We start from the raw sequence: 20929 nt of genomic DNA, 5'->3' as shown, positions 1-20929 counted from the left end.
CGGGCCGATGACGCGCTTCTGACCCGGCATAGGTGCGGCCATGGCCGCATCGCTACCCCCCTTCGAGGTCTTCCGCGCCGGCACCCATCTCGACATGGGTGGCCGCGAGCTGACCTTCTCCGCCGCGGACATCGCGGCGATGGCAAGTGCCTTCAATCCCGCACGGCGCGCCGCGCCGCTGGTCGTGGGCCACCCCAAGCATGACGCGCCGGCCTATGGCTGGGTCGAGCGGCTCGAGGCCCGCGACGGCTCGCTCTGGGCCCATCCGGTCGATGCCGAGCCCGCCTTCGCCGAGCTCGTGCGGACCAAGCGCTTCCCGAACCGCTCCGTCATGCTGCTGCCGCCGGGTGCGTCCGGGAACCCCAGCGCAGACGCCTACTACCTGAAGCACGTCGGCTTCCTCGGCGCCCAGCCGCCGGCGCTGCAGGGGCTGAAGACCATCGCCTTCAGCGCCGACGAAGAGGCCGTTCAGATCGCCTTCATGGAGCCCGGCGCCGCCTGGCGCTTCTCCTCCATCGGCCGCCTCTTCCGCGCCCTGCGCGAGCGGCTGATCGCGGACCGGGACCTGGAGACCGCGGACCAGGTGCTCCCCTCCTACGCGATCGAGGATCTCGAGGCCGCCGGCCGCGAGGCCGATGCCGCCGCGCTTCCCGCCTACTCCGAACCCAGCAAGGAACCCGACGTGACGGACACCACCGCGGAGCGCGCGGCCGCGCTCGATGCCAAGGAGCGCGAGCTCACGGCAAAGGAGCAGCAGCTCCAGGCCAAGGAGCACGGCTTCGCCGAGCGCGAGGCGCAGGACCGCCGGGCCGAGGACGTGGCCCTCGTGGACCGGCTCGTCGGCGAGGGGCGGCTGATCCCCGCCATGAAGCCCGACACGCTGGCCTTCATGGCCGGCCTGCAGCCCGACGAGGCGACGATCGCCTTCGCCGAAGGGGGCGCGAAGCACACGCCGCGCGCGGCCTTCCACGCGCTGCTCGGCCGCCTGCCGAAGATCGTGCCGCTGGGCGAGCTCGCGCCGGGCGAGGGCGAGGCGCGCGTCGACGCGAGCGACCCCGTCGCGATCAACCGCGAGGCCCTCGCCTACCAGGAGCGCGAGCGCGCCCAGGGCCGGGAGGTCACCATCATCGACGCCGTGGACCATGTCATGAAGGGGAAAGTCGCATGATCGGCTCCGGCACCATTCTCAACTACCGGGCGGGCGGCGCGATCGGCGCCAACCGCGTGGTCAAGGCGGGCGGCACCGCCGGCCAGGTCGTGCAGGGCACGGCCGGCACCTGGTTCGGCGTCTGCCGGCAGCCCGGCGGCGCCGCTTCCGGCGATCGCGTGGACGTCCAGCACGACGGCATCGCGCCCATCGTGGCCGGCGGCACGATCAGCGCCCCGGGGCCGGTCGCGGCGGACGCCAACGGCGCCGTTGTCGCAGCCGCGCCGGCCGCCGGCGTCAACCTGCTGGTGGTGGGCTTCATGCTCACGCCCTCGGCCGCCGCCGGCGACATCATCGACGTGCAGCTCGCGCCGCACACCATGCAGGGAGCCGCCTGAGCCATGCCCGACACCCCTTTCGTCGTCCAGCCGCGCCTGACCGCCATCTCGCTGGGCTACCGCAATGAGGAGCTGATCCAGGATCAGGCCCTGCCGCGCGTGCCCACCGGCGGTACTCAGACCTACCTCTGGCTCAAGTACACGCTGGCGGACGGTCTCACCATTCCGGACACCCGCGTCGGCCGCACCGGCCAGCCGCGGCAGTACGAGCCCTCGTCCACCGAGGAGACCAGCAAGACGGAGGACTATGGCATCGACATCCCGGTGCCGAATGCCGACGTGAGGAACAACCAGGGCCAGGCGGACGCGAACGCGCGCCGCGTGGCCGATCCGGAGGGCCGGGCCGCCCTCGTCTCCCGCGACATCGTCGCGCTGGACCGCGAGGTCCGCGTGGCGGGGAAGATCTTCGGCGCCGGCACCTATGGCGCGTCGAACAAGGTCACGCTGTCCGGCACGTCGCAATGGTCCGACTTCACCAACTCTGATCCGGTCGCCGCGATCCTGGCGGCGATGGACGGGCTGATCATGCGGCCCAACGTCATGGTGCTGGGGCAGTCGGTGTGGACCAAGCTGCGTCAGCATCCGAAGGTCGTCTCCGCCGTGCTCGGCAATGCCGGCACGCAGGGCATCGCCTCGCGCGAGGCGGTGCGCCAGCTGCTGGAGCTCAACCAGCTGCTGATCGGCCGGAGCTTCCTCAACACGGCGCGGCCGGGCCAGGCGGCCACCCTCTCGCGCGTCTGGGGCAAGCACGCGGCGATGTACTACCTCGATCCCGCCGGCGGGCCGAAGGACAAGATGAGCTTCGGCTGGACCGCGGTCTGGGACGAGGCCACCACCGGAACCATCGCGGATCCCAACATGGGCGTGCGCGGCGGCACGAAGGTGCGCTGCTACGAGAGCGTGGACGAGCAGGTCGCCGCGCCCGACCTCGGCTACCTCTTCACCAACGCGGTGGCCTGACGTGGCGAAGGCGCCGAAGGCGGCCGCGGCCGCCGGCACGCCGGCGCCCCAGCAGGCGCCGGCCGAATTCCAAGGGGCGGGCGACGCCGGCGGCGGGAGCGATCCGGCCGCCGGCGCCGAGGCCGGCAGCAATGCCGTCCAGACACCCACAACCCCAGCGACGGGGGAAGGCACGCCCAGCGTGCCGGAACCCGTCCCCCCCGCCGCCTCGGATGCGGCGGGGACCGATGCCCGCGATGACGCCTCCCAGGCGCCGCCCGCGGATGAGACGCCTGCGGCCGAGCCGCGCATGATCACCGTGAAGATCCTCTCGCCCGTCGAGCACGACGGCGAGGAGATCGCGATCGGCAAGGAGCTCACCCTGCCGGAGAAGCAGGCCGCGGCGCTCGTGCTCGCGGGCGCGGCCGGCCAGCCGGACGAATAGCGCGCGCCATGCCCTACGCCACCCAGGCGGATCTGACCCGGCGCTTTGGCGACGAGGAGCTGATCCAGCTCACCGACCGCCTGCAGGTCGGCCAGATCGCCGAGGTGGTGGTGGCGGCCGCGCTGGCCGACGCCGGCGGAATCATCGACAGCTACCTGGGCCCCCGATACGCGGTGCCCGTCTCGCCCGTGCCGGAGCTGCTGCTCCGCCTGGCCTGCGACATTGCGCGCTTCCTGCTGCGCGGAGAGACGGCCAGCGAGGCCGTCCGCAAGGCCTATGAGGACGCCATGAAGACGCTGCGCGACCTGTCCGAGGGGCGGGCCGTGCTCGTGGGCGCGGCGCCGGCGCCACCGGGGGGGACGCCGGCGATCGGGAGCGGCACGGCGCGCGTCTCGGCGCCGTGCCGCCGGCTCGATCGGCCCTCGCTCTCGGACTACCTGGGATGAGCGGCGCCCGCATCGAGATCTCGGCCAACGTCGCCGAGGCGCAGGCGACCTTCGCGCAGATCCTTGAGCTCGGTGGTGATCTCACCCCCGTCATGGAGGATATCGGCGGCGCTCTGGTGGCCAGCACGAAGCTGCGCTTCGAGACGGGCAGAGGGCCGGACGGCATCCCCTGGAAGAAGAGCCGCCGCGCCGAGGAGGAAGGCGGCAAGACGCTGGTGGACCGCGGCCTGCTGCGGGACAGCATCCATTTCGAGGTCTCGGCCAACCAGGTGCTGGTGGGCACCAACGACCGGCGCGCGCCGGCGCATCAGTTCGGCGCGATCATCCGCCCGAAAACGAAGAAGGCCCTGCGCTTCAAGACGGCGGGCGGCTGGGCCACCGTGCAGCGCGTCGTTCTGCCCCGGCGCGCCTTCCTCGGCCTGGATGCCGAGGACCGGGACGAGATCCGCGACATCGCGATCGACCACCTGCGCGCCGCCAGCACGCCGCCCGGGGGCAGCCCCGCATGATCCAGCTCGTCCGCGACCGCCTGCGCGCGCTGCTGGTGCCCGACACGCTCAAGATGGTGGAAGGCGCCGCCGAATGGGCCGCGCTCACCTCGCCGCCGCCCTCGGCGCGCCGCCCCTGCGCCTACGTTTTCCCGATGGTGCTCGATCCGGGCCCGAACCTGCTGGCCGCCGGCGGATTCCGCCAGCGCATCACGCAGACGATCGGCGTCGCGATCTGCACCGCCAACCTGCGCGATGCGCGCGGCGAGGCGGCGATGGGCGACATCGACGTGCTGCTGCCCGCCGTTTGCGGCGCGCTCTTCGGCTGGAAGCCCGAGGGGCAGGAAAGCCCCCTGCTGCTCGGCCCCGGCAAGCTGCTGGACGCCTCGGACGGCCTGGTCGTCTGGCAGCAGCTGTTCCGCTCCGACGCCCTCATCACCAAGCTCTAAGCGAGGCCTCAACGATGGCTAAGAAGCCCCTGACCACCCCTGAGCAGCCCGTGCCGACGGGCGAGATGCCCGCCCGCGGCGGCCTCTACGAGCGGCGGCCGGACGGCTCGCTCGCGCTGGTGGAGGCGACGGATGCGCCCGCGGATCCGGCGCCGCCGCCCGCGGCGCCGGCCGAGGGGGAGGGCTGAGCCATGGCGCAGTATGACCGCGTCGTCGTGCTGGCTCGCCAGGAGGCGAGCTACGGCGTCGATCCCATCCCGGCGGCCGCCACGCATGCGATCCTGATGCAGGACGTGACCTGGACCGTCGACGCCGAGGAGGCGGCGCGCCCCATGGTGCTGCCGCATCACGGCAACGACCCGTTCTCGCTGGTCGCGCACCGCTGCGGGCTCGCCGGTTCCATCGACCTCGCCGGCAGCGGCACGGCCGGCCTGGCGCCAGGCTGGAGCCCCTTCGCGCGGTCCTGCGGCCTCGCGGCGGTCGTGGTCGCATCGACCAGCGTGACCTACTCGCCCGTCTCGAGCGGCTTCGAGAGCGAGGCCTTCTACCACTTCCTCGACGGCTCCGTGCACAAGGGCCTCGGCGTGCGCGGGGACTTCTCGCTGGAGCTCCCGAACAAGGGTCATCCGCGGCTCACCTTCAACATGATGGGCCTCTATGTCGCGCCCACTGGCCTGGCCATGCCGGTGCCCACCCTCACCGCGTTCAAGGATCCGGTGCCGGTCGACTTCACCAACACGACCAAGCTCTCGATCGGCGCCACGGAGCTGCCCTTCACCAGCTTCCGCTACACCCACGGCAACCAGGTGACGCGGCGGGAGCTGCCGGGCGCCAGGAGCGTGATCATCAGCGGCCGCACGCCCTCGCTCGAGTTCACCGTCGAGGCGCCGGACGCGGTGAACCCCGATCTCTTCGCGCTGCGCGGCACCGTCCAGAACCTCGCCGTCCAGCACGGGCAGGTCGCGGGCAACATCATCCAGCTCGCGGTGCGCGCGCGCATCCAGGGCAACCCGCGCTACAGCCGCGGCGACGAGGGCCAGACCTATCTGACCTTCAGCGCGCGGCCGGAGCCCACGCTCGCCGGCAACGACGAATTCTCGATGGTGGTGCGCTGATGTTCAAGCTGGAGACCGAGGCGAAATGGACCTGGCCCGTCGTCGTGCGGGTGCCCAGCGAGGCCGGCTTCGAGGAGCGGCAGTTCCGCGCGCATTTCCGCCTCCTCCCGGAGGAGCGCCGGCGCGAGCTCGACGCCTCGCCGGACGGGGCCGACCAGCTGCTGCGCGAGTGCGTGGTGAAGGTGCTGGACATCACGGACGAGGCCGGCGAGCTGCAGCCGCATTCCGCCGAGCTCTTCGAGGCGATGATCGCCGTGCCGTGGATCCGCATCGGCCTGCTGAACAGCTACATGCGGGCCCTCACAGGCGCGCCGCCCGAGGCCGCGGCGGGAAACTGAGGGAGGCCGCGGCCGCCTGGGCCCGCGGCAGAGCCTCTTCCCCCGCCCAGGTGAATTCCCTCGCCGAGCAGGCACGCGGCCTCGGGCTGCCCCCGGACATGCTGGCCGCCATGGAGCGGACGGCCGCCCGCGGCGCGCCGGAGCATGTCGGGATCTGGAAGGAGAACTGGGGGGCGGTGCGGGTGTTTCTGGCCATGGGGACGCAGTGGCGGCGGGCGGGCATGAGCGGGGTGCCGGTCGGCCTCGACTACGCCGCCCTGCCGGCGATCGCCGGCGCGCTCGGCGTGCCGGCCGACGCCGACCTGCTGGCGCGCCTGCGCGTGATGGAGGCCGAGGCGGGGCAGCTGCTGCGGGCACGCCATGTCCGGTAGCATCCTCAACCTCGCGCTCCGCATCACGGGCGATGCCGGCCAGATGCGGGCGGAGGTGGCCGGCGCGAAGGCCGACATCGGCTCGCTCGGCGCGGCGGCGCAGCAGGCTGGTGGCGTCGCGACGCCGGCCTTCGCCGGCATTGAGGCGGGGGCCCGCCGCGCAGCCGCCGGCGCGCGGGACTTCGCCGCGGGCGCGGACCAGGTCACCCGCTCCACCGCCCTGACCTCCAACCAGATGCGGCAGCTGGCGCCGCAGATCAACGACGTCCTGACGCAGCTGGCCCTCGGCCAGTCGCCGCTCATGATCCTCGCGGCGCAGGGCGGCCAGATCACGCAGATCTTCGGCGGCGTGCGCGCCACGCTGGGCGCGGTGGCCGGCCTGCTGGGCGGGCCCGTGGGCATCGCGGCGCTCGGCGCGGCCGCGGGCCTCGGCGCGATCGCGCTGCAGGCCGAGCGGCAGGAGCGCGCGCTGATCGCCAATTCCGTGCAGCTGCGCCGCACGCGGGACGACTATGTGTCGCTCGCGTCGTCGGTGGAGCAGGCGGCGCGGCGGATCTCCGGCAGCACCTCGCTCTCCACCGGAGACGCGCGCGACGCCGGGCTGATCATCGCGGGCCAGCGCCGTTTCTCCGGCGATTCCGCCGAGATCGAGCGGCTGACGCGGCTCTCGGCGGACCTCGCTCGGGTCATGGGCGTGGACGTGCCCACGGCGGCCGAGAAATTCGTCGCGAAGGCGATCGCCGACCCGGCCCGGGCGGCACGCGAGGCGGCGGATGGCGGCCTGCGCGGCTTCGACGAGGCGCTGGTCCGCCAGGTGCAGCGCCTGCAGGCGAGCGGTGACGCCGGCCGCGCCACCACCACGGTGCTCGAGGCCTTCGGCCGTGCCGCCGGCGGGGCCGCGGGCGAGCTGACCCAGGTCCAGTCCGCCTGGACGACGCTGATGAACAGCATCACGTCCGGGCTGGAGGCGGTCGGGGAGGCGGTGGCCTCTGTGATCCTGCGCGCTGGCCGGGTGGCGCAGAGCCCCGAGGGTCAGTCCTATGCGGATCAGCAGCGGACCGGCGACCAGGATCCAGAGATCGTGCGCTCCGGCAGCCGGTCGCTCCTCACGTGGGAGGGCATGCGCGGCGCGCTCGGCCTGGACGGCCGCACGGGGCGGTATCGGGGCGGCCTGGGCGCGGCGCGCAGCGGCTCGGTTGCTGAATCGGAGGCGCTCTACAACAGCGTTCCGGGCCGCGATCCCGTGGGGTCGACCTTTCGCCGGCCGGAGCTCGGCCCAGAGATGGTGCCGGACGGAAATGGTGGCACGCGGCGTAATCTCTGGCGGGAAGTCGACCGGATGGGCCCGCCTTTGGCGGCCCCCAATGGCCGCCTATGGGTACCCCCCGGAGATCGGGGCGATGAGTTCCTGCCGCCCGAGGGCAGCACCGCCCGGGAGCGCCGGCTCCGCGTTCAGGGGGCGAGAAGCACCCGGTCTGACGATGCGCAGCTGCTACGCGGCCAGATCGACGTGCTGCAAGGCGATCTGGATAGCCGAACTCTCGATCCGGAGCAGACCCGCCGCACCGTCGAGCAGCTCCAGGAGCTCCGCCGCCAGTATGTGGCGCTGGAGAACCCGCTGGAGGACGTCAACCGCAGCCTGCGGGACCAGGCGCGGATCTCCGGCATCGCCGGCGAGGGCGCGCGGGCCCTGGCCCAGGCCGAGCTCACGGCCCGCGAGGCGGCACGGCGCGCCGGTGGCGATGCTGGGCAGCAGGACGCCGCGGCCACCGAGGCTCGCGCGGCTGCGCAGCAGCAGCTCAATGGCCAGCTCGACGAGGCTGTCCGCGGCTACGAGCGCCAGCGGCAGAGCATCCTCGCCGGCGTCGCCGTCCAGCGCGACGGCACCGCCGCGGCGCGCGAGGACCAGATCGCGACGCAGGCGCGCACCGAGGCGCTGAAGTACGGCGAGGAGGGCAGCGCGGCCTACCAGCGGGCGCTGGAGCGCCTGACCAGCGCGCTCCGTGGCGTGAAGGAGGCGCAGGACCAGGCGGCGCTCGGCCCGCTGCTCTCGGCGCAGCAGCGCGGCGCTGGCGAGGTGGAGCGCCAGCGCGGGCTGATCGGCGCCGGCTCCGTCCAGCGCGCCCTGTCCGACGCGGATGCGGCTGCGCGCGAGCGCCTGCGCGGCGCTGGCATCAGCGCCACCGGCTCCGTCGGTGAGGCCTATAGAGCCGAGGAGAGGCGGCGGGCGGAGAGCGTGCTCAGCCTCCAGCGGGAGCAGGCCGCCTACAACGAGTTCGGCCGGGAGGTCGACCAGATCTGGGACCGCATCGGCGAGGGCGCGACGCGCGCGGCCATGGACGGCAAGAACGCCATGGAGATCCTGCGAAACACGGGCACCGCCGTCGCATCGGAGCTTTACCAGTGGTTCCTCAAGCTTGCGCTGCTCAACCCGCTCAAGAATCTGCTGCTGGGCCAGAACAACGCGACGCTGCTGGATGTCGGCGCCCGGCTGTTCGGCACGGGGCTGGGGGGGCTGTTCGGGGGCTCTTCCGGCACGTCGACGATCTCGGGGGCGAGCTCGCTCGATAACATGAACTTCGCCATGGGGTACCAGCTTCACGGTGGCGGCAGAGCCAGCAGGGGCACGCCGCGCGCCGTCGATCCCACATGGTTTCTCGACGCTCCGCGCTTCCACGACGGGCGCGTTCCCGGTCTCGCCGCCGGCGAGATCCCGGCGGTTCTCCGCGACGACGAGTTCGTCTTCACGCCGGAGCAGATGGGTGCCCTCGGCGGCCGCGGCGACGCGAATTTCTACATCGACTTCTCCGGCGATGCCGGCTCGGAGCGCGATCGCGCGCGCCTGATCGAGGGGCTGCGCGGCGTCGTCCGCCAGGAGATCGGCGCCGCGGCGCCGGGCATCGTCAACACGGCCACCGGCCAGGTCGCGGATCTCGCGCGGCGCGGCGGCTCCTACAGCCGCGATGTGGGGCGCAGATGACCATCATCCCCTGGCCCACGGGCATCCTGCCCAGCGACTTCAACCTCGAGCTCGCCGGCAACACGCAGAGCGGCGGCAAGAGCCCCTTCGACGGCACCGAGCAGACGCTCGAGCTGCCGGGCAGCCCCTGGACGGCCGAGCTTGCCTTCGAGGGCCTGCCGGAGGAGGAGCATCGGCCGCTGCTCGCCTTCCTCAGCCGGCTCAACGGGCGCTCCGGCCGCTTCTCCTGGGCGCCGCCGCTGCCGCGCCGCGCGGCGGCCACGGGCACCGTGACGATCCTCGGCGCGGGCCAGACGGGCAAGGTGCTGGCCACCGCGGGCTGGCCGGCCACCGTGGTCTGCGCCCGCATCGGCGACTTCCTCTCCTGGGACGACGGCACCGGCCGCATGGCCCTGCACCAGGTCGTGGCCGACCCCGCGGGCAACGCGCTCGACGTCGCCTCCAACGGTGCGGGGCAATGCGCCTTCACCGTCTCGCCGGCGCTGCGGCGCAGCCCGCCCCATGGCGGCGCCGTGAACTATGCCGCGCCCTACGCGATCTGGCGGCTGTCCCAGGACCGCGGCAACGGCCTGCGGATCCGGCGCGGCCTGATCGCCGGCGGCACCCTGCAGATCGAGGAGGCCATCTGGTGAGGACCATGACAGCCGCCGTGCTGGCGGCCGTGCAGGCCGAGGTCGTGGTGCGGACCGCGGCCGTCGAGCTCGACTTCCCCGGCGGCGTGGTGCGGCTCAACGGCAGCCCGGCCGACATCGTCATCGCCGGCGAGACCTATCTGGGCATCGGCGGCCTGGGGGCGATCAGCGCCAGCGAGGAAAGCGCCGAGCTGCGCTCCTACGGGCTGACGCTGCAGCTCTCCGGCATCCCGCGCGATGCCGTGGCGCTGGCGCTGGCCGAGACCTATCAGGGCCGCCGCGCCACCGTCTGGGAGGTGCTCTTCCACCGGGACGCCTACACGGTCCTGGCCGATCCCGTGGTGGTCTTCCGGGGGCGGATGGACACCATGAAGGTGACGCTGGGCGCCACCGCCACCGTCGTCGTCGGCTGCGAGAACCGTCTCTCCGACTGGGAGCGGCCGCGCCTGCGCCGCTACACGGACGAGGACCAGCAGGACCAGCACCCCGGCGATCGCGGCTTCAGCTTCGTGAGCGCGACGGCCGACAAGGAGATCGTCTGGTCGCCGCGATCGGGCGGCGGATCGGGCCCCTCCTCGGGCGGCGGCTGGACGCAGACATGAGCCTGCGCGAGAGGCCCCTGAGAGCCCGCCTGCAGGACTGGCCGGAGCGCCTCGCCGAGCTGGTGGAGGCGCGCCGCGATGCCCCCTTCGCCTGGGGCAACAACGACTGCTGCCTCTTCGCGGCCGACGCCGTGCTGGCGATGACGGGGGCGGACCCCGCGGCCGCCTTCCGGGGCTATGCGAGCGAGGACCAGGCGGCCGTGCTGATTCGCGACGGCCTCGAGGAGCTGGTGGCCACCGCCCTGGCGGAGTTCGGCGCCGGCGCCTGCCACCCGGCCTTCGTGCAGCGCGGGGACCTGGCGCTCGTGCTCATGGGCAACCAGCCGACCGTCACCGTGGTGCTGGGCGACATCGTGGCCGGCCCCGGGCCGGCCGGCCTGGCCTTCCTGCCGGCGAGCGCGATCGTGCGCGCCTGGAGCATCTGAGCCGTGCCGCAGCTCATCCCGGTCATCATCGGCGCGGCAGCGACACTCGCCGCCGGCGCCTGGCTCCCGGCCACGGTGACCATCCTCGGTGTGTCGCTGTCGTCGTCGCTTGTCGCCGGGCTCATCGGCACGGTCGTCGCCACCGTGGCGTCCGTGGCGATGTCGAGCATCCTGAGCCCCAAGGCGGCCAAGACGCCGTCGCCCTCGGCCGAGAGCCAGCAGCGCCGCCAGTCCATCCGCGGCGGGATCGAGCCGCGCCAGGTGGTCTACGGCTGGGCGAGGGTCGGCGGCGTCATCGTCTATGCGGCCTCCTCGGGCAGCGACCAGAGCGTGCTGCACCTGGTCGTCGTGCTCGCCGGCCACCGCTGCCAGGCCGTCGAGACCATCATCCTCAACGACGTCTCGATCGACGTCGCGACGCAGATGACCGGCTCTGCCGTCACGGGCGGCAATTTCGCCGGCCTCGCGGACATCCGCATCTATCTCGGCGACCAGTCGGCCGCCGACGCCACGCTGATCTCCGAGAGCCCGGACGGCTGGTCGGCCGACCACAAGCTGCTGGGCTGCACCTATCTCGCGCTCCGCCTGGTCAACGACCAGGACAAGTTCCCCTCCGGCCTGCAGAACGTCTCGGCGATCGTGCGCGGCAAGAGCGACGTCTTCGATCCCCGCACCTCCACCTCCGGCTACACGGCGAATTGGGCCCTTTGCGTGCTGGATTACCTGCGCGGCGATCACGGCCTGGCCTGCAGCCCGGACGAGATCGACATGGCCAGCATGATCGTCGCGGCCAACCTCTCCGACGAGGCGGTGCAGCTCAACGAGGCGGCCACGGAGTTCCAGGCCCGCTACGGCATCGACGGGGCCTTCAGCCTGGACGCCGCCCCGCTGGACGTCATGGAGGGCCTGCTCGCCGCCGGCGCCGGCACCCTGGTCTACGTGCAGGGCCAGTACCGGCTCTATGGCGGCGCCTACAGCACGCCGACCGTCACGCTCACGCCCAGCGACTTTGCCGGCGACATCGAGCTGGAGACGCGGCCGCCGCGCCGATCGCTCTTCAACGCCGTGCGGGGCACCTACATCGACCCGGGCAGCGCCTGGCAGGCCCGCGAGTTCCCGCCCTTCCGGGTGCCGGAATTCGAGGCGCAGGACGGCGAGGAGATCTGGAGCGACCTCGCGCTCCGCTTCACGATCGACGGCACCCGGGCGCAGCGCCTGGCCAAGATCGCGCTCTTCACCTCGCGCGACAGCCTGCGGCTCAAGGCGCCCATGCGCTATGCCGGTCTGCGCCTGGCCGTCTGGCAGATGGTGGCGCTGAGCGTCGCCGACTTCGGCTGGTCGGCGAAGCCCTTCCGCGTGGAGAGCTGGCGCTTCGAGCCCGCCACCGGGCAGCTCTGGGTCACCTTCCGCGAGGAGAACGCGGCGAACTACGCCTGGTGGTGGGACGCCGGCGCCTTCATCCCCCCGGTGCCCGACACGACCCTGGTGAACCCGCTGGTCATCCCGCCGATCTCGGGCCTCACGGTCACACCGGGCACCGTCCTGCAGCCGGATGGCGGGATACTGCCCGTGCTCGACGTCAGCTGGGTGGCGGCCGCGCATCCCTTCGTGACCGGCCATGAGGTCCAGTGGCGCGTGCCCTTCGGCGATTGGGTTGGCCAGGAGGTCCGCATGCCGACGACGCTCCTCACCGTCCGCTCCGTCCTGGCCGGCCAGGACTATGAGGTCCGCGTGCGGCCGGTCGCGGGCCTGGTCCGCGGCCCCTGGGTCACCTCGAGCCTCGCCACCGGAGCTCCCGACACGACGCCGCCGGGGGTGCCGACCGGCCTCGCGGCGCAGGGCGTGGTGAACGGCATCGCGCTGCGCTGGACGAATCCGACCGCGGCCGACTTCGACCGGATCGAGGTCGAGGAGAGCGCGACGGGCGGAGGCGCCGGCTTCGCCAAGGTGGGCGAGAGCAAGAGCAACTTCTTCGTGCGGGACAACCTGGCGGCCGGGGTCACCGCCTGGTACCGCATCCGCGCGCTCGACCGGTCCGGCAACGCCTCCGGCTACACCGGCGAGGTCAGCGCGACGGCCAGCCATGTGGTGACGGGCGATATCGCGGCGGGGGCGATCACGCACGCCGTGTCGGATTCCGACTACCTCGGCCCGGTGATCGTCAACAAGCCCGGCTCAGGCACCTATGCCTCCTACGACCTGCTTTCGATCGCCCTGACGGTGCCGGCCGGTGAGGGTGGAACCGTGATCGTCTTCGTCGACCCCAACCAGCGCGGCGGGCTGAACGCGCTGACGCTCTACGCGGGGCCGGATGGGACCGGCGGCGGCGCGGGAAGCAGCGGCGAGTACGGCGGAGGAGGGTCGGGCTGATGGCGATACCGACAGACCTCTTCGAGCAGTCCGTGGGCCTGGCGCTCATGCGCTACGACGCGAGCATCAGCGAGTGGTTCTTCGTCGGGTGGGTGGTTGGCAAGGCGACCTTCCTCGAGAACCTCGGCGCCACCACCCACACGTTCAAGCTGATGCTGGTGATCGGCGGCGACCAGACGGCCGCGGAATCGGTCGGGCACGACGCCTATGCCGGCTTGGCAGCCATGCGGACGCGGCGGTGAAGGAGGTCCCATGATCGACGCCTCCTGAGAGACGGGGGCCCAGGGCGTTGCAGCGCCCAAGGCCGCGCGGCTCGCACCGCGCACGGAAAACCGCCCCGCCATCCTCGGCCGAGGACGGGGCATCGGAGCATGACCGTGCGTCTAGAGTCCCAGACTGATTTCACCTCCGCCGAGCCGGCGGAGCCCATCGCCCCTTGGCTGGGCGGCAAGCGCCGCCTCGCTGCCCGCGTCATCGCCCGCATCCGCCGGGAGCCCCATGTCACCTATGTGGAGCCCTTCGTCGGCATGGGCGGCGTGTTCCTCCGTCGTCCCTTTCGGGCAAGGGCGGAGGTCATCAACGACATCAGCGGGGACGTCACCAATCTCTTCCGGATCCTGCAGCGGCACTACGTGCCGTTCATGGATGAGCTGAAGTGGCGCCTCACCAGCCGGGCTGAGTTTGAGCGGCTGAAGGCCTCGCCGCCGGCCACCCTGTCCGACCTGGAGCGGGCGGCCCGGTTCCTCTACCTCCAGCGCACGGCCTTCGGTGGGAAGGTGGCCGGCCAGAACTTCGGCGTCTCCGTGACGGCCCCTGCGCGCTTCGACATCACCAAGCTTACGGCCCTCTTAGAGGGCGTACATGAGCGTCTTAGCGGCGTCTCGATCGAGTGCCTGCCCTGGCCGCAGCTGCTCGACCGCTACGATCGCGAGGGCACCTTCTTCTACCTGGACCCGCCCTACTGGGGGAACGAGACGGACTATGGGGAGGGGCTCTTCGGCCGGATGGACTTCGAGCACCTGGCGGACCGCCTGGCAGGGCTGAAGGGGCGGTGGCTTCTCAGCCTCAACGACGTCGCCGGCGTGCGGCGGACCTTCGCGCGGTTCCGGATAGAGGCAGTGCCGACCCACTATTCCATCTCGGGAGGGCGGGGGAAGCATGTGGGGGAGGTGCTCATCTCGCCCAGGTGACACGGGCCAAAGTGGCTCCGGATTCAATTGGCGAACACTCCGAAAGCAATTGGCGCGCTACAGTGGGGGATGCGGAGGGGAGAGGGCATCCGGTCAGGATAGGAAATTAATCAAGAACAAATCAAGAAGATTCAGGGGAAGAGCGGGGCGTCGCCCCGCACCCCGCCGGGGAGCCACGGGCTCCCCGGACCCCTGCGGACACTTTGTTCGCTATGGGCTGGAGGGCATCGCCACTGATCCGGGCGCCAGCCAAGGTGCCTCGGTGAAGCCTCTCAAGGGCGCGCCGAAGGGTCGCCTCCGCGTGCGCCATGGCGACGACCGGGCGATCTACATTATCGGTCCGGATGGCATCATCATCTTGGCGTTCGGTCACCGCAGGGAGATTTACGAATGAGCCTCATCAAGCCTCTGAAGGTGACGAAGACCAGCGTCACCCTGTCCCGAGCTGATTTCGAGGCGCTCGTCGAGGCCGCCGAGGACCGTATCGATCTGGCCGCGTCCGAGGCCTTCGATCGTGACGTGGCCGAGCGCGGCATGGGTGCCGTGCTGGCCGATACGCTGCCGGCTGCTGCCGTCCGGCGCCTCATCGCAGGCGATCATCCGGTTGCCGTCTGGCGCGAGCACCGCGGCATGACCACGGCAGCCCTTGCGGAGGCGGCCAGCCTCTCAGCCAGCTATATCAACGAGATCGAGAAGAGGAAGAAGGCCGGGTCCGTCGCGGCCCTGAAGAAGATCGCCGAGGCGCTGCGCGTCGGCGTGGATGTGTTGATCTCGTGAGGCTGTTGCCCTCAACGCCGGTTAGGCTGCGCGCCTTCGTTGTTGGGCCAAGCCCGACGGCAGCTTCGGTGCTGGAAGCGCCTAGAAGCCGCTGGCGAACTAAACCCCACAGAGATGGGCAAGCTACGATAGAACGCGCGATAGAGGGGTTGCTAAGCTGCATCAGCATCGGTTTGAGCTGCACGGAGAGCGGGAAAATCCCCCTTAAGCACCTTGTCCACTAGACGGGAGAACAGGGCTGTATCTAAGAAGTAATTTGGATATGCTCGTTTCAGTGCATTTATATCCGCGACTGACACGAGAACAACTTGACGGCGGGAATCGTCCGGGATTTGGCTTTCAAGTTCGGTGTACTGCCGGTTGGCCTCTGCCGATTCCTTGGCTTTAAACCGCCGAAGGGTTACTTGATTTGCATCGGGGTCAAGCTCAACAATGAAGTACTTGGCGTCTTTCGCAGCACCTAAGGTGTGTAAGGTCGTATTGTAGGCCTTGAGCATGTCCCGCGCGCTGAGTGATTTCGCCAGAGCCTGCAACTCTGTAAGAAGCTCACCTTTAGTCATGGGCGTGTTGGGGACGCAGGGCGTCCCTTCAATCGCAGAGATTGCCGTTCCCATTAACGCGAAGAAGCGGAGCCAGCCTGCATCGCCTTGGTTTGACTTCAGCGCCTGCCGGGTGAAGATACCAACCGCCTCTACCGCAGTCGCCCACGCGTGCTGAACTTGCGTGCGAACTTGAATTTCGATTCTTAGGCCGGTGTAGGGTGCTCCCGGTCCAGATCCAACGTACTCGTAAACCAAGTGGTAAGACCGGTAGCCGTCTGGCTTCGGGTTTTGGATATAGTCCTTTTCCCCGCGAAACTTGTGTTCGAATTGGCGATTCTTGTATAGCTCAACTAGCTTGTAAACGTCGGTTAGCTTGCTGAACACCGCGCGGCAGCCCGCGATGTCCTGCATCTGAGTCATGCGCATTGACGTCTTCGCGACCAGCTTGCGGTGAATTGAGTCCAGCCGCTTCTCGCGTTGAGCGATAATCACGTTATGTTCGATCCTGCGAGCGCGATTTCGTAACGTGATCTGGAAGGTGTTCAGCGGATAGGCATGGGATGATCGCCAGTTGTTTATGACAGCCAGGGCATCGTGACCTTCCGTCGTGGTGACCGGAAACGCCGTCTTCCCAAGAGCCTTGCCAGCCGCATTCACCTCTTGGGGTGTGTATTGGGGTACCGCCCACGCCATATCGCTCTCCGTCGCGATGCTTATATCACGAGTCGGCGCGATAACGGGCGCGCTAAGCATAATAACGCCTAAACTTTAACGACAAGCCATCGACCAGATGATCGAGGTCGGTCTTAGGCCGTCGCCAAGTGTCCGCAGGGGTCTGGGGAGCCCGTGGCTCCCAGCAGAGGGTCCGGGAGGTAAGCGCCTCCCGGTTCCACCTCAATCGGCTTTGGCGCCGGACACCCGCACCACCTCCGTCCACCGCTCCATATCCTCGCGCATGAACGTCCCAAACTCCGCCCGCGAGGTGGGTGCCGGCTCCGCCCCGCCCTCCCGGATCCTCTGCGCCACCCCCGGCTCGTTCAGCGCCGCGACCACCAGCCGGTTCATCGCCTCCAGCACCGGCGCCGGCGTCCGCGCCGGTGCCACCACCCCGAACCACGCCCGGACGTCGAAGCCGGGCGCCACCGTCTCGGCCAGGGTCGGCACGGCCGGCTCGCTCGGCCAGCGCTGCGGCGTCGTCACGGCGAGCAGCCGCAGCCGGCCCTCGCGGACATGGGGCATGTAGACGGGGATGTTGTCGATCACGGACTGCACCTGCCCGCCCAGGAAATCCGGCAGCAGGGGGCCGCTGCCGCGGTAGGGGACGTGCACCATGTCGGTGCCGGTGCGCAGCTTGAAGTACTCCTGCGTGACATGGCCCGAGGTGCCGTTGCCGGGCGAGGCGCAGGTGATGCGGCCGGGCTGCGCCTTGGCCAGCGCGACGAACTCCTCGATGGTCCGCGCCGGCACGCTCGGATGCACCAGCACGCCATTGGCCACGACGGAGATCAGCGAGACGGGCGCGATGTCGCGCAGCACGTCGTAGTTGATCTGGCCGGCGCGCAGCGCGGCGCCCGCGGTCATGGAGATGGAGGTGGACATGAAGGTGTGTCCGTCCTCCGTGCGGGCGAGCAGCTCGTTGGCCAGCGTGCCGCCGCCGCCTGGCCGGTTCTCGACCACCACCGCCTGGCCGAGCATGGCGCCGAGGCGCTCCGAGAGGAGGCGGGCGTAGACGTCGGGAAGGCCGGCCGGGGGGAAGCCCACGAGCATCCGCACCGGGCGGCTGGGCCAGCCCGGCAGGCCGGAGCCCTGCGCCATCGCGCGTGTGCCGAGCATGGGCAGCGTGGCCGCCGTGCCCAGAAGGGTTCGCCTCTGCATCCTGTCGTCCCCGCCATTCATGACAGGCAGTCCAGCATGGCGGGGGGCGGACGGCGAGCGGTCCTTATGAGGAAAAGCGCTGCCCTTGCCCGTCCGCGGCGCGATTTTGGGCAGCCGGCGCTCAGTTCTGCCGGATGGCGGCCAGGGACGCCGCGATGCGCTCCAGGTCGCGCAGGTTCTGCGCCTCGGTCTTGCGCAGCACGGTCTGGATCTGCCGCCTGACGGTGTTGAGCGAGACGCCGCGCGTCTCGGCGACATGCTCCGCCGTCGCGCCGCCGAGGATGGCGATGGCGACCGCGGCCTCCCCCGCGCTGAGCTGGAAGAGGTCCGAGAGGATCTGCGGCGGCGGCGCCAGGGGACGGGCGAGGTTCTGGGCCACCACCATCGCCAGCCCGCGCGCGACGCCCTCCGGCGCCGCGGCCGGGCTGTCGGACGTCAGGGAGGCCGGCGCCGGCGAGACGAGGACCGTCAGGATCGGCGCGCGCCCGTCCACCGTATCGGGGGAGCGCAGCCGGACGCCGCCGCCGGGACCGCCTGCGGCCGTCGCAGCGACGAGCTTGCGCAGCGGCGCGGTGTCGGCGGAATGGGTGGGCACGAGGACGCTGCCGCCTTCGGGACCGGCGCGGCGGATGCGCAGGCCCGACTGGAAATCCGCCGCCATCCGCTCGGCGGCGGCATTGGCGAAGGCGACGCGCATCGCGCCGTCCACGAGCAGGGTCGCGTGCGGCAGGGCGTCGAGCGCGGCGAGGCCGGCACCGGGCTGTTTCTTGCCGGGGGCGTCGAGCAGCTGGCGGAGCTGCAGCGCGCGCTGGAGATGCGGCAGCAGGAACTCGACCTGTCCGATCTCGGCGTCGTCGAAGGGCTTCGAGCTGCGGAAGATGCCGAGCAGCCGCTGCCCCCGCCCGTCGATCTGGCCGCCGAGGGAATGCGGCGTGCGGCGGCGGCGGGCATAGTCGGCCACATAGGCGCTGCGCCGGAATTCGGGGGCGGACACGATGTCGCTGCCGCGGCGGACGCGCGGCGCGTCGGGCGGCGTCTTCGCCGCGAGGGTGCGGAAGGGGTCGATCCGGTGGAAGACCTGGGCATAGGCGTCGTCCAGCGGGTCGCCGGCATGGAGCAGGTTGGGCAGCGTGCCGTCCGCCCGGGGGAGGCCGAGATAGGCGCGCTCGGCCTGCAGCATGTGGCAGAGGTCGGCGCCGAAGCGGCTCCAGGCGAGGGTGCCGCCGGCGGCGTCGTAGACGGCGCCCACAAGCTCGGTCAGATCGGGTGATCGCACAGCCAACTCCGCACCGGAGATCGATCCTCCTTCCATCCCCCCATTGTTGCAGCGCGGCAAGATGAATCTTCGTCGCATCTGTCGCGTGACCAGTTCTGGGGATTTCGGGACACGGATCGCCGGGCCATCAGGACGGCGACGGCCGCGATCCAGGCCGCCGGAGTGATCATGATCGGAATCTTCCCCGCCGCGCTCTGCCATGCGCCGCGGCCATCGGCGCATGGCCGCGGCGCGGGCCACGCCGGATGAACGTCGTCAGCGGGCGGAGCGCGGGCACGGCGCCGCGGCCGGGGCGGAGCGTCATCCGCCATGTCCTCGCGCGGCTGCGGGAGATCGGCGTCACGGACGTCTTCGGCGTGCCGGGGGAGTTCTCCTTCCCCCTCTGCGACGCCATCTGCGGCGATCCGGGGATGCGCTGGATCGGCTGCTCCAGCGCGCTGAACGCGGCCTATGCGGCCGACGGCTATGCGCGCATCCGCGGCGCCGCGGCGCTCTGCACCACCCATGGCGCGGGGGAGCTCGGCGCGCTGCCCGGCATCGCCGGCGCCCATGCCGAGCACCTGCCGCTCTTCCACCTGGTCGGCGTGCCGCCCGGCGACGGCGCCTCCGAGCCGTTCCGCCGCATGGCGGAGTCCTTCGTCTGCGCCCAGGCCGCGATGACGCCGGAGAACGTGGCCGAGGAGACCGAGCGGCTGATCGCCGCGGCGCTGCGCCACCGCCGCCCCGTGCGCATGGGCTTCGCCGCGGATCTGGCGAAGCGGCCGGCGCTGGGCGAGGCGCAGCCCAGGCCCTTGCCGCGCAGCGACCCCGCGGCGCTGGAGGCCGCGGCGGCCGCGATCCTGGAGGCGCTGGCCGGGGCGCGGACGGCCTGCGCGCTGCCCGGCATTCTCGTGGCGCGGGCCGGTCTGCAGCCGGCGATGCAGGCCTTTCTCACCGTCTCCGGCCTGCCCTTCGCGACCATGTTCATGGACAAGTCGGTGCTGGACGAGCAGCAGCCGGCCTATGTCGGCATGTACGACGCGCGGCTGATGAGCGAGGAGGTGCGCGACTTCGTGGAGGGCGCCGACCGCGTGCTGGCGGTTGGCACGCTGACGGCCGAGGGCGGCAGGGGCGCCTTCACGGCGCGGCTCGACCCGGCGCGGACCATCCGAATCATGCCGCATGGCGCGGAGCTCGACGGCCGGGTCTTCGAAGGGGTGGAGATGGGCGACCTGCTGGCCACGCTCGCCGCCCGCGGGGCCTGGCGGAGCTGGAAGCGGATCGTGGCCGGCCCGCTCGGCCCCGTCACCGGGACGGGGGCGAGCCCCATCACGGCGGCCGCGCTCTACACGCGCTGGGCGGAGTTCCTGCGGCCGGGCGACATCGTGGTCGCGGAGACGGGGACCGTGTCGATGGGGCTCGGCGTCGCGCGCCTGCCGGCCGCCGCGGGCTTCCACAACCAGACGCTCTGGGGCGCGGCCGGCTGGGCGACCCCGGCCGCCTTCGGCGCGGCCGTCGCGGCGCCGGGCGCGCGCGTCGTGCTGCTGACCGGCGACGGGGCGCACCAGGCCACGGCGCAGGAGGTCGGGCAGTTCGGGCGCTATGGGCTGAAGCCGGTGGTCTTCGTGCTGAACAACGACGGCTACCTGCTGGAGCGGCTGCTCTGCCGGGACCCGGGCCTCGCCTACAACGACATCGCCGCGTGGCGCTATGCGGAGCTGCCGCGCGCGCTGGGCTGCGAGGGCTGGTACGCGGCGCGCGTTGCCACCTGCGGCGAGCTCGACCTGGCGCTGGAGCGGGCGGGGCGCGCGGCCGGGGGCGCCTATGTGGAGGTGGTGACGGGGGCCTATGCGGCCGCGCCGCTCGCGATGCGGCTGCATGACGCGGTGAAGTCGGCGCAGGGCCGCTGAGCGGCAACGGCCGGGGCGAAGGGTGAGCGGGCCTCCCCGGTGCTGGGTCAGGGAGGCTGTTGCTTTCGTGGCGGCGGTGCCTTTCGTCCGCCGCATGCGCGCTTCGTGGCGGTGTTCCGCCGGAATTTCTGAATGCGCATAAATTGGGCGCGCCGCGCCCTTGTGCGGCATGTGGCGCGCCAGCCGGCTCTTTCTGAACGAAATCCTCCATTGTCGTCAGCGCCTTGGCGCCGAT

24 protein-coding genes are annotated in these 20929 nt (G+C 71.3%); 21 read left to right on the top strand and 3 right to left on the bottom strand.

The genetic code is table 11. From position 1 onward, the window contains the following. Positions 1 to 40 precede the first annotated feature (40 nt). From AC1ROY_RS20550 to AC1ROY_RS20455, 20 genes are all read left to right on the top strand, one after another. Complete coding sequence (locus AC1ROY_RS20550; RefSeq protein ID WP_493150739.1) at positions 41 to 1168, top strand: hypothetical protein; 1128 nt, start codon at positions 41 to 43, stop codon at positions 1166 to 1168. Continuing rightward, positions 1165 to 1545, top strand: coding sequence for a hypothetical protein (locus AC1ROY_RS20545; RefSeq protein ID WP_493150738.1), 381 nt, complete (start codon positions 1165 to 1167; stop codon positions 1543 to 1545). Before AC1ROY_RS20550 ends, AC1ROY_RS20545 begins: the two co-directional genes overlap by 4 nt. A gap of 3 nt (positions 1546 to 1548) precedes the next feature. Next, entirely contained in the window at positions 1549 to 2505 is a 957-nt protein-coding gene (locus tag AC1ROY_RS20540; protein WP_493150737.1) for a major capsid protein, read from the top strand. 1 nt (position 2506) lies between these two features. Next, entirely contained in the window at positions 2507 to 2929 is a 423-nt protein-coding gene (locus AC1ROY_RS20535; RefSeq protein WP_493150736.1) for a DUF7210 family protein, read from the top strand. 8 nt (positions 2930 to 2937) lie between these two features. After that, positions 2938 to 3375, top strand: a complete 438-nt coding sequence (locus tag AC1ROY_RS20530) for a gp436 family protein (protein WP_493150735.1) — start codon at positions 2938 to 2940, stop codon at positions 3373 to 3375. Beyond that, on the top strand, positions 3372 to 3884 hold the full coding sequence (locus AC1ROY_RS20525) for a phage virion morphogenesis protein (RefSeq protein WP_493150734.1): 513 nt from the start codon (positions 3372 to 3374) through the stop codon (positions 3882 to 3884). Before AC1ROY_RS20530 ends, AC1ROY_RS20525 begins: the two co-directional genes overlap by 4 nt. Then, on the top strand, positions 3881 to 4312 hold the full coding sequence (locus AC1ROY_RS20520) for a phage tail terminator protein (protein WP_493150733.1): 432 nt from the start codon (positions 3881 to 3883) through the stop codon (positions 4310 to 4312). The genes AC1ROY_RS20525 and AC1ROY_RS20520 overlap by 4 nt, the downstream gene beginning before the upstream one ends. Before the next feature lie 14 nt (positions 4313 to 4326). Then, positions 4327 to 4500, top strand: coding sequence for a hypothetical protein (locus tag AC1ROY_RS20515; protein WP_493150732.1), 174 nt, complete (start codon positions 4327 to 4329; stop codon positions 4498 to 4500). 3 nt (positions 4501 to 4503) lie between these two features. Next, positions 4504 to 5427: a phage tail tube protein gene (locus AC1ROY_RS20510; protein WP_493150731.1), complete on the top strand. Its 924-nt coding sequence runs from the start codon at positions 4504 to 4506 to the stop codon at positions 5425 to 5427. After that, positions 5427 to 5765 carry a hypothetical protein gene (locus AC1ROY_RS20505; protein WP_493150730.1) on the top strand — a complete coding sequence of 113 codons (339 nt, stop codon included), beginning with the start codon at positions 5427 to 5429 and terminating at the stop codon, positions 5763 to 5765. The genes AC1ROY_RS20510 and AC1ROY_RS20505 overlap by 1 nt, the downstream gene beginning before the upstream one ends. Positions 5766 to 5815: 50 nt before the next feature. Further along, positions 5816 to 6136, top strand: coding sequence for a DUF1799 domain-containing protein (locus tag AC1ROY_RS20500; RefSeq protein ID WP_493150729.1), 321 nt, complete (start codon positions 5816 to 5818; stop codon positions 6134 to 6136). Further along, positions 6126 to 9116 (top strand): phage tail length tape measure family protein, encoded by a 2991-nt coding sequence (locus AC1ROY_RS20495; RefSeq protein WP_493150728.1) that lies wholly within the window; start codon positions 6126 to 6128, stop codon positions 9114 to 9116. Before AC1ROY_RS20500 ends, AC1ROY_RS20495 begins: the two co-directional genes overlap by 11 nt. After that, positions 9113 to 9748 carry a hypothetical protein gene (locus tag AC1ROY_RS20490; protein ID WP_493150727.1) on the top strand — a complete coding sequence of 212 codons (636 nt, stop codon included), beginning with the start codon at positions 9113 to 9115 and terminating at the stop codon, positions 9746 to 9748. Before AC1ROY_RS20495 ends, AC1ROY_RS20490 begins: the two co-directional genes overlap by 4 nt. Next, complete coding sequence (locus tag AC1ROY_RS20485; RefSeq protein WP_493150726.1) at positions 9745 to 10350, top strand: hypothetical protein; 606 nt, start codon at positions 9745 to 9747, stop codon at positions 10348 to 10350. Before AC1ROY_RS20490 ends, AC1ROY_RS20485 begins: the two co-directional genes overlap by 4 nt. Then, positions 10347 to 10775 carry a DUF6950 family protein gene (locus AC1ROY_RS20480; RefSeq protein WP_493150725.1) on the top strand — a complete coding sequence of 143 codons (429 nt, stop codon included), beginning with the start codon at positions 10347 to 10349 and terminating at the stop codon, positions 10773 to 10775. The genes AC1ROY_RS20485 and AC1ROY_RS20480 overlap by 4 nt, the downstream gene beginning before the upstream one ends. A 3-nt stretch (positions 10776 to 10778) precedes the next feature. Beyond that, positions 10779 to 13145: a phage tail protein gene (locus AC1ROY_RS20475; protein ID WP_493150724.1), complete on the top strand. Its 2367-nt coding sequence runs from the start codon at positions 10779 to 10781 to the stop codon at positions 13143 to 13145. Beyond that, the gene (locus AC1ROY_RS20470) at positions 13145 to 13387 is read left to right on the top strand and encodes a hypothetical protein (protein ID WP_493150723.1); all 243 of its coding nucleotides are present in this window, start codon (positions 13145 to 13147) and stop codon (positions 13385 to 13387) included. Before AC1ROY_RS20475 ends, AC1ROY_RS20470 begins: the two co-directional genes overlap by 1 nt. Positions 13388 to 13522: 135 nt before the next feature. Further along, complete coding sequence (locus AC1ROY_RS20465) at positions 13523 to 14335, top strand: DNA adenine methylase (RefSeq protein ID WP_493150722.1); 813 nt, start codon at positions 13523 to 13525, stop codon at positions 14333 to 14335. Then, on the top strand, positions 14304 to 14729 hold the full coding sequence (locus AC1ROY_RS20460; RefSeq protein WP_493150721.1) for a type II toxin-antitoxin system RelE family toxin: 426 nt from the start codon (positions 14304 to 14306) through the stop codon (positions 14727 to 14729). Before AC1ROY_RS20465 ends, AC1ROY_RS20460 begins: the two co-directional genes overlap by 32 nt. Next, on the top strand, positions 14726 to 15112 hold the full coding sequence (locus tag AC1ROY_RS20455; RefSeq protein ID WP_493150720.1) for a helix-turn-helix domain-containing protein: 387 nt from the start codon (positions 14726 to 14728) through the stop codon (positions 15110 to 15112). Before AC1ROY_RS20460 ends, AC1ROY_RS20455 begins: the two co-directional genes overlap by 4 nt. Before the next feature lie 152 nt (positions 15113 to 15264). On the opposite strand, the gene AC1ROY_RS20450 is transcribed toward AC1ROY_RS20455, so the two are convergent. The 3 genes from AC1ROY_RS20450 to AC1ROY_RS20440 all read right to left on the bottom strand — a co-directional run bounded on the left by AC1ROY_RS20450 (position 15265) and on the right by AC1ROY_RS20440 (position 18805). Further along, on the bottom strand, positions 15265 to 16347 hold the full coding sequence (locus AC1ROY_RS20450) for a RelA/SpoT domain-containing protein (protein ID WP_493150719.1): 1083 nt from the start codon (positions 16345 to 16347) through the stop codon (positions 15265 to 15267). Positions 16348 to 16548: 201 nt separating this feature from the next. Continuing rightward, a complete protein-coding gene (locus tag AC1ROY_RS20445; RefSeq protein WP_493150718.1) occupies positions 16549 to 17529 on the bottom strand; it encodes a Bug family tripartite tricarboxylate transporter substrate binding protein in 981 nt (326 codons plus the stop codon). Positions 17530 to 17650: 121 nt separating this feature from the next. Beyond that, positions 17651 to 18805, bottom strand: a complete 1155-nt coding sequence (locus AC1ROY_RS20440; RefSeq protein ID WP_493150717.1) for a helix-turn-helix transcriptional regulator — start codon at positions 18803 to 18805, stop codon at positions 17651 to 17653. A 245-nt stretch (positions 18806 to 19050) separates the two neighbouring features. On the opposite strand from AC1ROY_RS20440, the gene AC1ROY_RS20435 reads away from it, so the two are divergent. Continuing rightward, on the top strand, positions 19051 to 20694 hold the full coding sequence (locus AC1ROY_RS20435; protein ID WP_493150716.1) for an alpha-keto acid decarboxylase family protein: 1644 nt from the start codon (positions 19051 to 19053) through the stop codon (positions 20692 to 20694). Positions 20695 to 20929 lie beyond the last annotated feature (235 nt).

Source organism: Roseococcus sp. GW821-FHT12F05, assembly GCF_058806835.1.
The sequence above is the reverse complement of the archived record's forward strand: the minus strand, read 5'-3'. Positions and strand labels throughout refer to the sequence as shown.

Coding starts and splice junctions, on each gene's coding strand:
- AC1ROY_RS20460 (WP_493150721.1), top strand. CDS start 14,304: ATGTGGGGGAGGTGCTCATCTCGCCCAGGTGACACGGGCCAAAGTGGC.
- AC1ROY_RS20470 (WP_493150723.1), top strand. CDS start 13,145: ATGGCGATACCGACAGACCTCTTCGAGCAGTCCGTGGGCCTGGCGCTC.
- AC1ROY_RS20450 (WP_493150719.1), bottom strand. CDS start 16,347: ATGGCGTGGGCGGTACCCCAATACACACCCCAAGAGGTGAATGCGGCT.
- AC1ROY_RS20455 (WP_493150720.1), top strand. CDS start 14,726: ATGAGCCTCATCAAGCCTCTGAAGGTGACGAAGACCAGCGTCACCCTG.
- AC1ROY_RS20530 (WP_493150735.1), top strand. CDS start 2,938: ATGCCCTACGCCACCCAGGCGGATCTGACCCGGCGCTTTGGCGACGAG.
- AC1ROY_RS20480 (WP_493150725.1), top strand. CDS start 10,347: ATGAGCCTGCGCGAGAGGCCCCTGAGAGCCCGCCTGCAGGACTGGCCG.
- AC1ROY_RS20550 (WP_493150739.1), top strand. CDS start 41: ATGGCCGCATCGCTACCCCCCTTCGAGGTCTTCCGCGCCGGCACCCAT.
- AC1ROY_RS20545 (WP_493150738.1), top strand. CDS start 1,165: ATGATCGGCTCCGGCACCATTCTCAACTACCGGGCGGGCGGCGCGATC.
- AC1ROY_RS20540 (WP_493150737.1), top strand. CDS start 1,549: ATGCCCGACACCCCTTTCGTCGTCCAGCCGCGCCTGACCGCCATCTCG.
- AC1ROY_RS20490 (WP_493150727.1), top strand. CDS start 9,113: ATGACCATCATCCCCTGGCCCACGGGCATCCTGCCCAGCGACTTCAAC.
- AC1ROY_RS20520 (WP_493150733.1), top strand. CDS start 3,881: ATGATCCAGCTCGTCCGCGACCGCCTGCGCGCGCTGCTGGTGCCCGAC.
- AC1ROY_RS20435 (WP_493150716.1), top strand. CDS start 19,051: ATGAACGTCGTCAGCGGGCGGAGCGCGGGCACGGCGCCGCGGCCGGGG.
- AC1ROY_RS20495 (WP_493150728.1), top strand. CDS start 6,126: ATGTCCGGTAGCATCCTCAACCTCGCGCTCCGCATCACGGGCGATGCC.
- AC1ROY_RS20505 (WP_493150730.1), top strand. CDS start 5,427: ATGTTCAAGCTGGAGACCGAGGCGAAATGGACCTGGCCCGTCGTCGTG.
- AC1ROY_RS20515 (WP_493150732.1), top strand. CDS start 4,327: ATGGCTAAGAAGCCCCTGACCACCCCTGAGCAGCCCGTGCCGACGGGC.
- AC1ROY_RS20510 (WP_493150731.1), top strand. CDS start 4,504: ATGGCGCAGTATGACCGCGTCGTCGTGCTGGCTCGCCAGGAGGCGAGC.
- AC1ROY_RS20525 (WP_493150734.1), top strand. CDS start 3,372: ATGAGCGGCGCCCGCATCGAGATCTCGGCCAACGTCGCCGAGGCGCAG.
- AC1ROY_RS20445 (WP_493150718.1), bottom strand. CDS start 17,529: ATGCAGAGGCGAACCCTTCTGGGCACGGCGGCCACGCTGCCCATGCTC.